Raw genomic sequence first — 14,699 nt, 5'->3', positions numbered from 1 at the left:
GGCATGTGGTGGGGTGTGGGCGCGGCGCTGCTGGCCAACGTGCTGTACAGCGTGGGCTTCGTGCTGGAGAAGCGGGCGCTCGGCACCCTGCCCGCCCTGTCGGCCCGGCGGCCCGCGCGCGTCGTCGCGGTGCTGGTGGCGAGCCCGTTGTGGATCGTCGGGGCGCTGGCCCTCGCCGCCGGGTTCGTCGCCCAGCTGATCGTCTACCGTGCGCTGCCGATCGCGGCCGCGCAGGGCATCTTCGTCTCCGGTCTCGTCCTGCTCCTGCTGCTGTCGTCCGCCGTGCTCGGCGAACAGCCCTCCGGCCGGGAACGCTACGCGCTCGGCGCCGTCCTGGTCGCCCTGCTGATGGTGGTCGCCTCGGTGCGCGAGGGTGAGGACGTCGTGAGCACCGGCGCTCCGTGGAAGCTGGTGCTCCTCGTCTGCGTGCCGTCGCTCGCGGGCGGGGTGTGGCTGTACGGGCGCGTGGAGGCGCGGGCGAGAAGGCGGCACCGGGTGCCGACGAACGGCATCGGCTACGGGGTGGCCGTCGGGCTGCTGTACGGGGTCAGCTCGCTGGCGATCAAGGGCGCGTCCGGCCGGCTGACGGGCGCGGGCGTCGGCGAGGCGGCGCGTGCGCTGTTCGCCTCCCCCTATCCGTATCTGCTGCTGTTCACGGCCGTCGCCGGGCTCGTCATGTCGCAGGCCGCGCTGCAGCGGTGCCGGGCCTCCCTGATCGTGCCCGTCTGCACGACGGTCACCTGTCTGTTCACGGCCGTGCTCGGGACGCTGACCTTCGGGGAACGTCTGCCGGACGACCCGCTGCTGCTGACCCTGCGGGTGGCCGGCACCGGGCTGGCGCTGTCGGCGCTGCTGGCCATGCCGCGCCACGACCCGCAGACCTGAACCCCGTCCGCCGTCATGCCCGTACCTCCCACCTTCCGTACCTCCCGTACTCCCACCGCCCGTACCGCCTCTACCGCCCGCCTCTACCGCTCACGAGATCGAGGAGCCCGTCCCATGAACCCCGACGACCCGCTGCTGCGGATCCTGGCCTGCCCGCTCGACAAGGGCCCGCTCACGCTGCCGGCCGGTGAGAGCGTGCTGTACAACCCGCGTCTCCAGCTGAGTTACCCGATCGTGGACGGCATTCCGCAGCTGCTGCCCTCCTCCGGGAGCAAGGTCTCCGCGGACGACCACGAGAGGTTCGTGCGGGCGGCCGCCGGCTGAACCGCCCCGGCGCGCGGCGCGGCCTCCCGGCCCGCCGCGCGTCGGCCGGCAGCGGGGGCCACCCCCGCGCTGTGACGTGGAATGCCTGTGCCATACTCAGCGCGCTCATTGCCCGTTCCACGTCGTAGGGATCACCCTTGAAGCCCCAGGCCGCCGTCCTCGGCACCGGACCCGTCCGCGGTGCCGGTCGCAGGGAGGGGACGGCCGCGCCAGGAAGGCGCCCCGCCGGGGCTGCCGCAACCGACCCCCGGGCGGGCAGCGGTACGTGAGCGGCATAGCACTGACGACCCCGTATCTGGACACCGACGCGGACCAGCTCTCCTTCTCGCTGGTCCTGCCGGCGCTCGACGCACTCGCCGTACGCGATCTGACGGTCGGCGGGCTCGACGTCCAGCTCAGACTCCTGGGCGCATCCCATCAGGTCTTCGCCGGGCCGGTCCGGGAGACCGTGGCCTGCCTCCCCGGCGTCGCGGGAGGACTGCCCGGGACGACGGTGCGGGAGTTCGACGACTGGACCTACCGCTTCGAGGCCCGCGTCCGGCGCTTCACCGCGGCCGGGTTCAGCAACCGGGTGGCATCGATCCGCAGCCGGTCGGACCGCAAGCCCCGGGCGCTGTACGGGATCTTCCCGGGCTCCCCGGAGGCCGTCACCGCGCTGACCGTCGAACCGCACGCCACCGGACTGAGCTGGCGCACTTGGCACACCTACCCGCAGAGCCGCCGGATCGTGGCGACGCACACCCGGCTGGAGGCCCGATGAAGACCGCCCGACTCATCAGCGTGACGATGCTCGCCACGATCGTGCTCACCGCCTGTGCCGGTGAGTCCGACGACGACAACGACGTGCCGAGGTCGTGGATCCACCAGGAGTACGACGGCGTCGGGCCGACGTACACCGACAGCCTCGACACGCCGGCCAAGGTCGGGGACGAGATCCACCAGCACACCGCCGCCCAGGACCGCATCGAGGACGACGGCTACGTCTTCCTCCGCTACCGCGACGACATCGTCGCGATCAGCCCCCACCAGAGCGGCAGCGTGATCGAGATCGACGACTACCGCGACGGCCACCGCCGTTGGAAGTCCCGCATCGGCAACGTATGGCCGGACCCGGACAGCGACGCGTTCCGCGGCGGCGGTCCCGGCTCCGGCAAGTAACCGCACCCGGTCCACCCACCCGAAACCACCGACGACGTCCCCGAAAGGCACCCCCGTGGCAGAGATCCTCGAGTCGGCAGGCACCGCCGTGCTCTACGGCCTGGTCGGCTTCATCGTGATGGCGGTCGGCTTCATCGCTCTCGACCTCGTGACCCCCGGCAAGCTGCTCCACGTGGTGTGGACCGAGCGCAACCGGGGCGCCGCGGTCCTGCTCGCCGGCCAGACGATCGCCATCGGTCTCGTCATCGACCAGTCCATCAGGGCGAGCGAGTCCGAACAGGGCCTGGGCCTCGGGCTGTTCAGCACCCTGCTGTACGGCCTCGCGGGCGTCGCCGTGATGACGTTCATCTCCGTCGTCGTGGGTCTGCTGACCCCGGGCCGCCTCGGTCACGCCGTGCTCGACGACAACGGGGACCGTCCCCACCCCGCCGCCTGGGTCCAGGCCGCCATGTACATCGGCGCGGCCTTCATGGTCGGCGCCGCCGTCTCGTAACCACCCATGGGCACCACCACGCCGGACCGCACCACCACGGCCGCCGCCCGCCCGCCCGCGACCCGCTCGCGAGGCGCGCGCTTCCTGCTGCTGTTCTCGGTGTTCCTCTGCGCGGCCTGCGGCCTCGTCTACGAACTGGCGCTCACCGCGCTGGGCAGCTACCTCATCGGCAACTCCGTGATGCAGACCTCCGTGGTCATCTCCGTCATGGTGTTCGCCATGGGCGTCGGGTCGCTGGCGGCAAAGCCGCTCCAGCGGCGCGCGGTCGGCGCGTTCGCCCTCGTCGAGGTCCTGCTCGCGCTCGCCGGCGGGCTGTCGGTGCTCGTCCTGTACGTGTCGTTCGCCTGGCTGCGCGTCTACATGCCGTCCATGGTGGTGGTGTCCTTCGTCGTCGGCCTGCTCATCGGGGCCGAGATCCCGCTGCTGATGACGCTGCTTCAGCGAATCAGGCGTCAGGAGGCCGGCAGCGCGGTCGCCGACATGTTCGCGGTGGACTACATCGGCGCCCTGGTCGGCGGCCTGTGCTTCCCGCTGCTGCTCCTGCCGGCCTTCGGCCAGCTCAAGGGCGCGCTGGTGGTGGGCGCCGTCAACGCGGTGGCGGGCGTCCTCGTCGTCCTGTGGATCTTCCGCCGCGAGACCCGCCGGGTCGTACGCGTCACGCTGCTGGCCGGCATGGCCGCCGTCCTCGCGGTACTCGGCACGGTGTACGCGCTGGCGGACGACATCGAGGTCACCGCGCGGCAGCAGCTCTACCGTGACCCGATCATCCACGCCGAGACCACGCCGTACCAGGACATCGTGGTCACCCGGTCCACCGCGTTCACCGGAGAGCCGGACACCCGGCTCTTCCTCAACGGCGACCTGCAGTTCTCGTCCGTCGACGAGTACCGCTACCACGAGGCCCTCGTCCACCCCGCCCTGTCGGCGAAGCGGTCGTCCGTGCTGATCCTGGGCGGCGGTGACGCCCTGGCGCTGCGGGAGGTCCTGCGCTACGACGACGTCGAGTCGGTCACGCTGGTCGACCTCGACCCGGCGATGACGCGGCTCGCCCGCACCTTCGCACCACTGCGCGAGCTCAACGGCCGCGCACTCGACGACCCGAGGGTCACCGCCGTCAACGCCGACGCCTTCAACTGGCTGCGCGACGCCGGCCGGCGCTACGACACGGTCGTCATCGACTTCCCCGACCCGGACAACGCGGCGCTCGCCAAGCTGTACTCCGTCGAGTTCTACCACCTGCTGCGCCACGTCCTGAAGCCGGACAGCCAGGTCATGGTGCAGGGCGGCTCCCCCTTCTTCGCCCCCAAGTCGTACTGGTCCATCGCCACGACGATCGCCGAGGCCGGCTACCGCACCACCGAGTACCAGGTCGACGTCCCGAGCTTCGGCAATTGGGGTTTCGTCCTGGCCACTCCCGGCACTGACGGTCCGCCGCCGCCCCTGCGCCTGGCCGACGACGCCCCGCCGCTGCGCTTCCTGGACGACGCCGTGCTGGAGGCGGCCACGGTCTTCCCCGTGGACCGCCGCCCGCAGCACGTACGGGCCAGCACCCTGATGGACCCGGTGATCCTGGAGTACACCAGCAACGAGTGGCAGAATTACTGACAGCCTGTTACTTGGGGACCACGCGCGCAAAGTCCCGTCGGCGCCCTTCTGTTGGGCTGCCCACTCTCGTAACGTCGGCACGACCTGAAATGGCCATGACGAAGAAGAGGGTGCCCATGCACAAGCGTCTCCTTCAGTTGGTCCTCGCCCTTGCGGCCGGCCTCGCGGTGATCGCGGCGCCGGCCGCCGCCGCACCACCGGGCCCGCCCGACGTGTACCGCCCCGTCCGCGGGCCCGCCGCACCGGCCGAGTACAGGTACCTGCAGAAGACGCTGCCGGGACAGCCCCTCCCGCGCCACGCCCACGCGGACGCCGCCGCACAGGCGCGCAAGCTGCCCACGGCCCAAGGACGCTGGAAGGCGGTCGGCCCCACGAACATCGGCGGGCGGATCGTCTCGCTCGCGCTCGACCCGCGGCGGGCCGACACCGTGTACGCCGCCGCGGCGAGCGGCGGGATCTGGCGCAGCACGGACGCCGGGCAGACCTTCGAGTCCGCATGGCCGGACGACTGGACGCAGGCCATGGGAGCGGTCGCCACGGCCCCGGACGGGACCCTGTACGCGGGCACCGGCGAGCCCAACCCCGGTGGCGGCAGCATCACGTACGAGGGCACCGGCCTGTACCGCAGCACCGACGGCGGCGAGCACTGGCGCCCGATCGGGCTCCGCGACTCCGGCGCGATCAGCGCGATCACGGTGGATCCCGCCAACCCGCGGCGCGTCTACGTGGCCGCCGCCGGTTCGCTCTACAACGGCGGCGGCGACCGGGGGGTGTACCGCTCGGACGACGGCGGGGACACCTGGCGGCGGATTCTCGCAGGAGCCAATGAATTCACCGGCGCCACCGAGGTGTTCGTCCAGGGCTCGACGCTGTACGCCGTGATGTGGGACCACCGCCGTACGCCGGAGCTGCGCACCTACGGCGGCACGGGCTCCGGCGTCTTCCGCAGCACCGACGACGGCCGGACCTGGCAGCGCCTCGGCGGCGGCCTGCCCGCACCGGGCCCGGAGGTGGGCCGGATCGGACTCGCCGTCGCGGGCGAGCGGCTGTACGCCATCGTCAACCGGACCAGCGGCCCCTTCGAGGGCTTCTACACCTCGACCGACGGAGGCGACACCTGGAGCCGGACCCCGGAGAACAGGAAGCTCACGGAGTCGCAGTCGTCCTTCGGCTGGTGGTTCGGGAAGATCTGGGCCGACCCGAAGGACGCGCGGCACGTGCACGTCGCCGGCGTGCCGCTGATGACCACCAAGGACGCCGGCGCGACCTGGACGCACGACGACACCACCATCCATGTCGACCATCACGCGATGGTCTGGGACCCGCGCCGGCCGGGCCGGGTCTACCTGGGCAACGACGGCGGTGTCTACCGCTCGGACGCGAACGGGGACGGCGGCTGGGTCAAGGCCCGCCACGAGCCGTACACCCAGCTCTACAGCGCGGCGATCAGCCCGCAGGACACCTCGCGCATCTCCGGCGGGTCGCAGGACAACGGCTCGCTGCGGTCGTGGGGCGGGGACGGCTTCAACGAGTACCTCGGCGGGGACGGCGAGGAGAACGTCATCGACCCGACCGACGTGAACAGGGTGTTCGCCTGCTACCAGTACGGCAATTGTTTCCGGTCCGCCGACGGCGGCGACTCCCTGACGTACTTCGCCGACCGCACGACGTTCAAGCGGCGCAACTGGTTCACGCCGGTCGTGCTCGACCCGCGGAACCCGAGGATCGTCTACTACGGCGCCGAGGTGCTCAACCGCTCCACGGACGGCGGCGAGACCTGGCAGGCCATCAGCCCGGACCTGTCCGGCGGCCCGGGCCCCGATCCGATCTACACCAACTACGGCACGATCACCTCGATCGCCCCGGCCGGTGACGGCCTGACCGTCTACGCCGGCACCGACGACGGCCGGGTCTGGGTCACCCGGAACCTGGGCGCCGACTGGACGAAACTGGCGGAGGGGCTGCCCTGGGTGACCCGCGTGGTCGTCGATCCCACCGACCCCGACCGGGTCTACACCACGCACTCCGCCTACCGCGCGGGCTCGGGAGTCGCCCACGTCTACGGCAGCACGGACGGCGGCAGGCACTGGAAGGACCTGTCCGGGAACCTGCCGGACGCACCCGTCAACGATCTGGTCGTCGGGCGCGGCAAGACCCTCTACGTCGGCACCGACCAGGGCGTGTTCACGTCCCCGTCGGGCGGGCGTCACTGGTTGCGCCTGGGCCGGGGCATGCCGGCGGTCCCGGTGGACGACATCGAGTACGACGCCGGCCACCACCGCATGGTGGCGGCCACGTTCGGCCGCGGCTTCTACGAACTCCGCACCGGCTGACGGCTGTCCGTCCCCCGGGGGCCCGGCCACTGAGCGGCCGGGGCCCGGGGGACGTCGCGAAACCGGCCGCGGCCGGGCGGTCAGAGCTTGTGCATGCCCTTGTAGGGGCTGACGATGCGGGTCTGGCAGGCACCGAAGTCGACGAGCAAGGCGCCTGTCGCCTCCTGGCCGACGATCTTCCCGAGGCCGTGCCGGTCGTGGGAGACACGGTCTCCGAGAGCGAAGTCCTTGATCACCGGATCGGTGGGGGCTGCGAAGGGGCTGGTGGGCAGGTGGCGCCGGGGCGCGGATCGATTCGTCATCGTGGTGCCAGTATGCCCCGCCGCACGGGCCGCGGGCTCTGCCCGGCCGAACCGGGTTCCGCGGCTACCGCGGGGCGGGAGTTCACCCCGAGCGAAGCCTCGGGAGAACCAACCCTCCCCGGAACGCGTCATGATCTACGGCCATCGCTCACCTACAACGGGGGAAAGACCGTGGGGCAGCCAAGGACAGCGCTCGCCGAGCGAATAGCCGAGCAGAGAAGGGGACTCGGTGACCCTCGTGCACTGGTCGGTGAGATGCGGCGCTCGGTTCTTCTGGTGCCGACGACGGGCGGAGGTCTGTGGTCGGCGCGTTCGGGCGGGGTGCGGTGGATCTGCGGGTTCACCGACGAGGCCGCACTGGCCCGGTTCGCCCTGCTTCAGGCATCCGGTGACCGGCCCATGGACTACGCAGCGCTGCTGGGCGCGCGCATCGTCGACGAGGTCGTGCCGTCCCTGGGCGAGCCCGCCGGGCTCGCCGTCGACATCGCCACCGAGGACGGTTCGATGTTCTTCCCTCCGGTTGTCGGCATCGTTCCGGACGGCGTCGCCGTCGACACCGGTGAGGCGGAGGAGGGACGCGGCCATGGGCGGTGACGGGGCGGACCTGCGCTTCGACAAGGCTTCTGTCGCGAAGTTCACGAAGGGCGTGGGCGCGACCATCGACCAGCTCGGTGAACTCGGCGGCGCCACCGGTTCGGTGATGGGCAAGGGCTTCTCGGAACTGTCGATGACCGGAATGGAGGCCGGTCACCACGGCCTCTCGGTCGACTTCGAGGACTTCTGCGAACGCTGGGAGTGGGGTGTGCGCGCCCTGGTGAGCGACGCCAGCGCGATCGCGAACCGCCTCGGCCTGGCGGCGGGCACCCAGTGGGAGCACGACCAGTACGTCGAGGGTGCGCTGAAGGTGGGCGTCAACTCCGTGATGGGCGGCAACCCGCACGCCACCGAGGAGGAGATCACCCAGCAGGGCTGGGGCGAGGTGTTCACGCCGGACTACCTGAACCCGGACTGGAGCGCCGAGTCATGGGACAAGGCCGGTCAGCAGATGGCGCAGACCTGGAAGGACACCGGCCGCACCGTGCTCACCGAGGGCCAGGGCGGCCGGCAGTCGGAGATGCTCAACGACGCGCTCGGCATCTCCGACGACCAGTGGAACCAGGCTCTGGACGACACCTTCGGCCCGTCGCCGGAGGAACGCGCCCGTCAGGCGCAGCAGCAGGGTGAGCCCGGGGGGAACTGACCATGGGTATCGGCGATTTCATCAGCGACATCACGCCCGACTCGGTCGAGAAGGTGGTCGAGGACGGCGTCGAGTGGGCCGGCAACCGGGTCGAGGACGCCGGGAACTGGACCGCCGACCGGCTGGACGACGTCGGCTGGGAGTCCGGCGCGGACTGGGTGCGCGAGCAGTCGCGCTCGATCGCCAACCGGATGGGCGCCGAGGTCGACGAGATGGACCTCGGGCAGACCGAGGACAAGACCAAGCTGGTCTACGGCAGCCCGGACAAGCTCCGGTCGACCGCCAAGCAGCTCCGCGGTTTCCAGACGGCCTTCGACAACGCCGGCGACGGCCTCAAGGGCCTCGACTCCTCCCAGTTGAAGGGTGAGGCGGCCGAGGCGCTGCGGACCGCCGTGGGCACCCAGCCGCCCAAGTGGTTCACCGGTGCCGATGCCTGCGAGAAGGCGGCCGGCGCGCTGGAGGCGTTCGCCGGCACGGTCACTTGGGCGCAGGCACAGGCACAGACGGCGATCGACATGTGGAAGGAGGGCACCAAGGTCTCGGAGGCCGCCGCCGATGCCCACCGCAAGAAGGTCGACGACTACAACAGCGCGGTTGAACGCTACAACGCCCAGCCCGCGGACCAGCGCGACCCGGCCACGCTCCCGCCCCGTCCCGCATCGACCTTCACAGATCCCGGCAAGCAGCTAATGCAGGATGCGCAGGACATCCTCGCCCAGGCCCGCAAGCAGCGGAACACGGCGGCGGAGACCGCGCGCACCGCGGTCCGCGCCGCCCGCGACAAGGCCCCGGAAAAGCCGTCGTACGCCGAGCAGTTGCGGGACGGGCTCCAGGAGCTCCAGATCATGGGGGACCACGTCGGCGGCGGCATCATCAAGGGCACCGCCGGGCTGGTGAACTTCGTCCGGGGGATCAACCCCCTGGACCCGTACAACATCACGCACCCGGCCGAGTACGCCACGTCGCTGAACAGCCTGGCCGCCGGGCTGGTGGTCGCCGTCAACGACCCGGTCGGCACCGGCAAGCAGATGGTCGGCGACTTCATGAAGGACCCGTACGAGGGCTTCGGCCGCCTGCTGCCGGACGCCGCGCTGACCGTGGCCACGGGCGGCGGCGGCGCCGCGGTGAAGGGCGTACGCATCGCCGCGGACGCGGCGGACGCGGCACGGCTGCGCAAGCTGGTCGACGACGCCCCGGACGGCACCAACACCCGCCCGAACGAGACGCGCACCGTCGCCGGCACCGACCCCGTGGACCTCGCCACGGGCCGGATGTTCCTGCCCCAGACCGACCTCGTCCTGCCCGGTACGCTCCCGCTGGTCTTCACCCGCCGCACCGAGTCCGGCAGCGCCACGGGCCGCTTCCTCGGCCCGTCGTGGACCTCCACCGTCGACGAGCGCCTGGAGATCGACCCGGTCGGCGTCGTACACCTCACCGCCGACGGCCTGCTGATCTGCTACCCGCACCCGGTCCCCGACGCCCCCACCGGCCCCGAGACGGGGGCGGCGCGCACCTTGCTGGGTCGCGACGCGGACGGCGACTACACCCTCACCGATCCCGACACGGGCCTGGTCCGCCGCTTCACCGCCCCGCCCGGCACCGAGCCGGGCGGCGACGGCATCGCCTGGCTGGAGCGGATCGAGGACCGCCACGGCAACGCCTGGGTCGTCGAGCGCACCGAGAACGGCGTGCCGCTCGCCCTGACCTGTTCGGCGGGCCGACGGGTGACCTTCACAGTGAGCGACGGCCGGATCACCGCCCTTGCCCTGGCCGGCGCCGGCGAGGACGGCGCCGACCTGCCGCTGATGGCCTACGGCTACGAGGACGGGAACCTCACCACCGTCACCCGGCCGTCCGGCGCCGTCACCGGCTTCACGTACGACGAGCGGCACCGCGTCACGTCCTGGCTCGACTCCAACGGACGCCGCTACGACTACATCTACGACGACCGCGACCGCGTCGTCTTCGAAGGCGGCGAGGCCGGCCACGTCCAGGTCACGCTGGCGTACACCGAACCCGACGGGGCGACCGGCCACCGTACGACCGTCCTGACCACCGCCGACGGGCATGTCACCCGCCACCTGATCGACAGCCGCTGCCGCATCGTGGCCACCACCGACCCGCTCGGGCACACCACCCGGTTCCGCTACACCCCCGACGGCAACCTGCTGTCCCGTACCGACCCGCTCGGCCGCACCACCGCCTTCACCTACGACGACGACGGCCGACTGCTCACCGTCACCCGGCCCGACGGAAGCGAACTGCGGACCGTCCGTGGCCCGTTCGGGCTGTCCACCGAGTTCCGCGGACCGGACGGCGCCCGCTGGCTCCAGGAGTTCGACTCCCGCGGCAACCGCACCGCCGTCACCGACCCGGCCGGCTCCACCACCCGCTACACCTACGACGACCGGGGCCGGCCGGTCAGCGTCACCGACGCCCTCGGTGCCACCACCACCGTGCGCTGCGACGCCGCGGGCCTGCCGGTGGAGGTGGTCGACCCGGTCGGCGGCGTCACCCGCCTGGAACGCGACGCCCTGGGCCGGACAGTGCGCATCACCGACCCGGTGGGCTCAGTCACGAGTTCCGAATGGGACGCGGACGGCAACCTCGCCCGCCGTGTCGCCCCCGACGGCACCACGGAGTCGTGGACCTACGACGGAGAGGGCAACCGCCTCACCCACACCGACCCGATCGGTGGCGTCACCCACTTCGAGTACACCCACTTCGACCTGCTCACCGCCCGGATCCAACCCGACGGCGCCCGCCACACATTCGAGCACGACGCCGCCCTGCGGCTCACCAGGGTCACCGATCCGCATGGCCTCACCTGGACCTACGAGTACGACGCCGCCGGCCGCCTCGTCTCCGAGACCGACTTCGACGGCCGCACCCGCGCCTACGGCTACGACGCGGCCGGACAGCTCACCGCTCGGGCCGACGCACTCGGCCGAACGGTCTCCTACGCCCACGACGAGCTCGGCCGGGTGGTCCGCAAGGACGCCGACGGAGCGGTGACCACCTATGCGTACGACCGGGCCGGACGCCTCCTCCAGGCGTCCGGCCCGGACAGCGAGGTCGCCTACGTGTACGACCGACGCGGACGGATCAAGACCGAACTCGTCGACGGCCGCGCCATGAACTACGCCTACGACGCCCTGGGCCGACGGGTTCGTCGCACCACCCCCACCGGCGCGATCACCGAATACGGCTACGACGCCGCCGGCCGCACCGCCCGCATGACCGCCGGCGGCCGCGAAGTCGCGTTCACCCACGACGAGGCCGGACGCGAACTCGAGCGCGTCTTCGGCGGCGGCGCCCTCACCCTGGCCTCGGGCTGGGACGAGGCCGGAAGGCTCTCCACCCAGCACCTGACGACCGGCGACCGCTCCCTGAACCACCGTCGCTACTCCTACCGTGCCGACGGCCATCTCACCTCCCTGACCGACGGGTTGTCCGGCTCCCGCACCTTCGATCTCGACGCGCTCGGCCGGGTCACCGCGATCCACGCCCGGGGCTGGACGGAGCGGTACGCGTACGACGACGCCGGCAACCAGACCTCGGCGTCCTGGCCCGCCGGGCACCCGGGCGTCGAGGCGATCGGAGAACGCGCCTACTCCGGCACCACCCTCACCCGCGCCGGCGACGTCCGCTTCGAGCATGACGCGCTCGGCCGGGTCACCCTGCGGCAGAAGACCCGGCTGTCCCGCAAGCCCGACAGCTGGCGCTACGAGTGGGACACGGAGAACCGCCTCACCTCGGTCGTCACCCCCGACGGCACGCGGTGGCGGTACCGCTACGACCCGCTCGGCCGGCGCACCGCCAAGCAGCGGCTCGCGACGGACGGCGAGCGTGTGGTCGAGGAGACGCGCTTCTCCTGGGACGGCGGGACCCTGTGCGAACAGACGGTCCACACCCCGGACATGCCGCACGTGGTCGCCCTCACCCTGGGACCACCGCGGCGTGGTCCCGCTCTCCCAGACGGAACGCCTCCTCACCCCGGACACCCGCCAGGAGGAGATCGACCGGCGGTTCTTCGCCGTCGCCACCGACCTCGTCGGCACCCCCACCGAGCTGATCGACGAGACCGGCGACATCGCCTGGCGCAGCCGGAGCACCCTTTGGGGGAGCACCGTCTGGACCCGCTCCAGCACCGCCTACACCCCGCTGCGCTTCCCCGGCCAGTACTACGATCCCGAAACCGGTCTCCACTACAACCTGTTCCGCCACTACGACCCGGCGACCGGCCGCTACACCTCCCCGGACCCCCTCGGCCTCGGCCCTTCGCCGAACCCGGTCGCCTACGTCCACAACCCGTTCACGGTGTGCGACCCCCTCGGCCTGTCCCCCTACTCTCGCTTCAAGGGTCTGGGCTGGCTCACCGAGAAGCAGCTCGAGCGTCCCTCGTTCCGGTACCAGCGGCTCGTCACCGACCAGAGCTACGAGCAGCAGTGGATCCTGCCGGACGGCCGGGAGGTCCACGTCGACGGCGGACCGCGGGACGGCTGGGTCACCGAGGCCAAGTGGACCGGCGGCGACAACTACGGCGAGTGGGAGAAATCCCCGTACAACCCCGATTCCGAGTTCTACGACGAGACCCGGCTCACCAAACAGACCGACAAGCTGCTCGCCCTCAACGAGGATCTCGGGGGCAAGGGAGTCCGCTATATGGTGTCCAACGAATGGGGTGCCGCGCATGTGAACGAGGTGCTGTCCAAGGCCTTCCCCGAGGCCTATGCCGGTGGGCAGCTGAAGGCGTATCACGTGCCCGGCAACGGCATGAGTGGAATGAGTTCATGGCTGCAGTGACCGCGATGCTGGAAGAGCTCCGGGGCCTGGTCCCGCTGACCGCCGAGGGCGCGGCGACAACGTTCTCGGCCCAGGAGTGGACGCCCGGGGGCAAGCCCCGCGACGGCGTGGAGACGTCCTGGCACAAGGACGGCATCCGGGGATGGATCCAGACGTTCCGCAGTGGGGCGGTCAGCGTCTCGTTCGCCGTCTGGATCCGCGATGTCGACGAGTCGGGTTACTTCGACGACCTGGACGCCGTCTACGAGGAGGGCGAGCGGGAACTGGCCGGCTTCGTCCCCGAGATCGAGGGGTCCCCGCTCGCCGACCACCTTGTTGAAGCCGAGCAGACGGCGGCGGACAAGGACGAGTTCATCGCGGTGCGGAAGTGGGTCCTGGACGGCCGGGTCCTGACCGCCGGCGTCGTGCAGCAGGACACCGACCTCCCGGTCATGGTCCTGGTCGCCCTGGAGGAACCCGCGCCCGCCTCCGCGTGAGCTTCCCGGTCAGGGCCTCAAGGGAAGCTTCGCTCCATGGCGCCCGGACCCCCATGAAGCTGACCTTGACGGCGACTGGCGCGCGACGGTGACGGACGATCCACTGCACATCACCCCCCCCCGCTTCACAGGGGAGACTGTGGACGTCGCGCACTACGCCGACCGGCCCGCCGAACAACAGACGTCGTCAACCCCCATTCCGCAGCACGGAGAATGAGCGTGCTCAATGCCGATGCTTACCGCGGTGAACTCGCATACCTCGCACGGTACGCACACGACGACTGGCTCGGCTTCTCGGTGGTCAGCGGATCTGTGGGAAGCCTGCTCGGGCCTGGCGCCTCATTCGAGGAGCAGACGACGCTGCTCCTGCACATCGTCGGGGACCTGTATGACGCCGACGCCAGGGCCGGCGAACTGACGGAGTCGCGAGAAGAGCCCTTCCTGCCGTGGCACCTGGAGAAGGCCGACACGCTCGCGCGGATCGCGACGGAGGTGCGCCGCCTGTCCCGGCTGCCCGACTCCGGCGACATCTGTTGGTTCACGGTGCCGTGAGTGACAGCACGAGTCGCCGCCGCGTTGGACGCGGACGCTACCCGAGGAACGACAGCCGCACCTGGCGGCTCGGGTTGTCCTTGTTCGTGTCCACCAGGCAGACCGACTGCCAGGTGCCCAGCTCCAGGCGGCCGCCGAGCACCGGCAGCGTCGCATGGGGTGGGACCACCGCGGGCAGGACGTGGTCCCTGCCGTGGCCGGGGCTGCCGTGGCGGTGCTGCCAGCGGTCGTCGGCGGGCAGCAGCGTGTGCAGCGCGGTCAGCAGGTCGTCGTCGCTGCCCGCGCCGGTCTCGATGACGGCGATGCCTGCCGTGGCGTGCGGGACGAAGACGTTGAGCAGGCCGTCCCTGCCGTCCGCGTGCTGCGCGAGGAACTGCTTGCAGGCGTGCGTCAGGTCGGTGACCGTCTCGGCCGAACCGGTGGTGAGGGTCAGCGTCGTGGTGGTGAAGTGTCCGGGCATGGCTCCATCCTCTCGTCCGTCACCTGCCCGGCGCGCGTCGCACGGCCACTCCGGGAAGATCCCGG

General features: G+C 71.3%; 13 protein-coding genes and 1 pseudogene. 12 read left to right on the top strand and 2 right to left on the bottom strand.

Annotated elements, in window-relative coordinates:
• Positions 1 to 3: 3 nt before the first annotated feature.
• From ACLB9X_RS30865 to ACLB9X_RS30835, 7 genes are all read left to right on the top strand, one after another.
• Entirely contained in the window at positions 4 to 885 is an 882-nt protein-coding gene (locus ACLB9X_RS30865; RefSeq protein WP_410363725.1) for a hypothetical protein, read from the top strand.
• A gap of 114 nt (positions 886 to 999) precedes the next feature.
• The gene (locus ACLB9X_RS30860; protein WP_410363724.1) at positions 1,000 to 1,209 is read left to right on the top strand and encodes a Trm112 family protein; all 210 of its coding nucleotides are present in this window, start codon (positions 1,000 to 1,002) and stop codon (positions 1,207 to 1,209) included.
• A 265-nt stretch (positions 1,210 to 1,474) separates the two neighbouring features.
• Complete coding sequence (locus tag ACLB9X_RS30855; protein ID WP_410363723.1) at positions 1,475 to 1,969, top strand: DUF2617 family protein; 495 nt, start codon at positions 1,475 to 1,477, stop codon at positions 1,967 to 1,969.
• Positions 1,966 to 2,367: a DUF4247 domain-containing protein gene (locus ACLB9X_RS30850; RefSeq protein WP_410363722.1), complete on the top strand. Its 402-nt coding sequence runs from the start codon at positions 1,966 to 1,968 to the stop codon at positions 2,365 to 2,367. The genes ACLB9X_RS30855 and ACLB9X_RS30850 overlap by 4 nt, the downstream gene beginning before the upstream one ends.
• A gap of 55 nt (positions 2,368 to 2,422) precedes the next feature.
• Positions 2,423 to 2,860, top strand: coding sequence for a DUF350 domain-containing protein (locus tag ACLB9X_RS30845; RefSeq protein WP_410363721.1), 438 nt, complete (start codon positions 2,423 to 2,425; stop codon positions 2,858 to 2,860).
• A gap of 6 nt (positions 2,861 to 2,866) precedes the next feature.
• Positions 2,867 to 4,465: a polyamine aminopropyltransferase gene (locus ACLB9X_RS30840; RefSeq protein WP_410363720.1), complete on the top strand. Its 1,599-nt coding sequence runs from the start codon at positions 2,867 to 2,869 to the stop codon at positions 4,463 to 4,465.
• A 116-nt stretch (positions 4,466 to 4,581) separates the two neighbouring features.
• On the top strand, positions 4,582 to 6,798 hold the full coding sequence (locus ACLB9X_RS30835) for a WD40/YVTN/BNR-like repeat-containing protein (RefSeq protein ID WP_410363719.1): 2,217 nt from the start codon (positions 4,582 to 4,584) through the stop codon (positions 6,796 to 6,798).
• An 80-nt stretch (positions 6,799 to 6,878) separates the two neighbouring features.
• Here the strand turns inward: ACLB9X_RS30835 and ACLB9X_RS30830 are convergent, their stop codons facing one another.
• Positions 6,879 to 7,100 (bottom strand): hypothetical protein, encoded by a 222-nt coding sequence (locus tag ACLB9X_RS30830; protein ID WP_410363718.1) that lies wholly within the window; start codon positions 7,098 to 7,100, stop codon positions 6,879 to 6,881.
• Positions 7,101 to 7,271: 171 nt separating this feature from the next.
• Between ACLB9X_RS30830 and ACLB9X_RS30825 the strand changes: the two genes are divergently transcribed.
• From ACLB9X_RS30825 to ACLB9X_RS30805, 5 genes and pseudogenes are all read left to right on the top strand, one after another.
• Positions 7,272 to 7,694: a hypothetical protein gene (locus tag ACLB9X_RS30825; RefSeq protein ID WP_410363717.1), complete on the top strand. Its 423-nt coding sequence runs from the start codon at positions 7,272 to 7,274 to the stop codon at positions 7,692 to 7,694.
• On the top strand, positions 7,684 to 8,340 hold the full coding sequence (locus ACLB9X_RS30820) for a hypothetical protein (RefSeq protein WP_410363716.1): 657 nt from the start codon (positions 7,684 to 7,686) through the stop codon (positions 8,338 to 8,340). Before ACLB9X_RS30825 ends, ACLB9X_RS30820 begins: the two co-directional genes overlap by 11 nt.
• Positions 8,341 to 8,342: 2 nt before the next feature.
• Positions 8,343 to 13,146: pseudogene (locus ACLB9X_RS30815) on the top strand (putative T7SS-secreted protein).
• The gene (locus ACLB9X_RS30810) at positions 13,134 to 13,622 is read left to right on the top strand and encodes a hypothetical protein (RefSeq protein ID WP_410363714.1); all 489 of its coding nucleotides are present in this window, start codon (positions 13,134 to 13,136) and stop codon (positions 13,620 to 13,622) included. The pseudogene ACLB9X_RS30815 and the gene ACLB9X_RS30810 overlap by 13 nt, the downstream one beginning before the upstream one ends.
• 219 nt (positions 13,623 to 13,841) lie before the next feature.
• Positions 13,842 to 14,174, top strand: a complete 333-nt coding sequence (locus tag ACLB9X_RS30805; protein WP_410363713.1) for a hypothetical protein — start codon at positions 13,842 to 13,844, stop codon at positions 14,172 to 14,174.
• Positions 14,175 to 14,211: 37 nt separating this feature from the next.
• Here the strand turns inward: ACLB9X_RS30805 and ACLB9X_RS30800 are convergent, their stop codons facing one another.
• Positions 14,212 to 14,634, bottom strand: a complete 423-nt coding sequence (locus tag ACLB9X_RS30800; protein WP_410363712.1) for a YjbQ family protein — start codon at positions 14,632 to 14,634, stop codon at positions 14,212 to 14,214.
• Positions 14,635 to 14,699 lie beyond the last annotated feature (65 nt).

This window comes from Streptomyces sp. 5K101 (genome assembly GCF_046506645.1).
GTDB lineage: Bacteria > Actinomycetota > Actinomycetes > Streptomycetales > Streptomycetaceae > Streptomyces.
This window is presented reverse-complemented; position numbering and strand designations above follow the sequence as displayed.

Excerpts from the sequence above, each read along its gene's own strand:
- ACLB9X_RS30865 (WP_410363725.1), top strand. The coding sequence starts at position 4 with ATGTGGTGGGGTGTGGGCGCGGCGCTGCTGGCCAACGTGCTGTACAGC.
- ACLB9X_RS30860 (WP_410363724.1), top strand. The coding sequence starts at position 1,000 with ATGAACCCCGACGACCCGCTGCTGCGGATCCTGGCCTGCCCGCTCGAC.
- ACLB9X_RS30850 (WP_410363722.1), top strand. The coding sequence starts at position 1,966 with ATGAAGACCGCCCGACTCATCAGCGTGACGATGCTCGCCACGATCGTG.
- ACLB9X_RS30840 (WP_410363720.1), top strand. The coding sequence starts at position 2,867 with ATGGGCACCACCACGCCGGACCGCACCACCACGGCCGCCGCCCGCCCG.
- ACLB9X_RS30835 (WP_410363719.1), top strand. The coding sequence starts at position 4,582 with ATGCACAAGCGTCTCCTTCAGTTGGTCCTCGCCCTTGCGGCCGGCCTC.
- ACLB9X_RS30830 (WP_410363718.1), bottom strand. The coding sequence starts at position 7,100 with ATGACGAATCGATCCGCGCCCCGGCGCCACCTGCCCACCAGCCCCTTC.
- ACLB9X_RS30820 (WP_410363716.1), top strand. The coding sequence starts at position 7,684 with ATGGGCGGTGACGGGGCGGACCTGCGCTTCGACAAGGCTTCTGTCGCG.
- ACLB9X_RS30810 (WP_410363714.1), top strand. The coding sequence starts at position 13,134 with ATGGCTGCAGTGACCGCGATGCTGGAAGAGCTCCGGGGCCTGGTCCCG.
- ACLB9X_RS30800 (WP_410363712.1), bottom strand. The coding sequence starts at position 14,634 with ATGCCCGGACACTTCACCACCACGACGCTGACCCTCACCACCGGTTCG.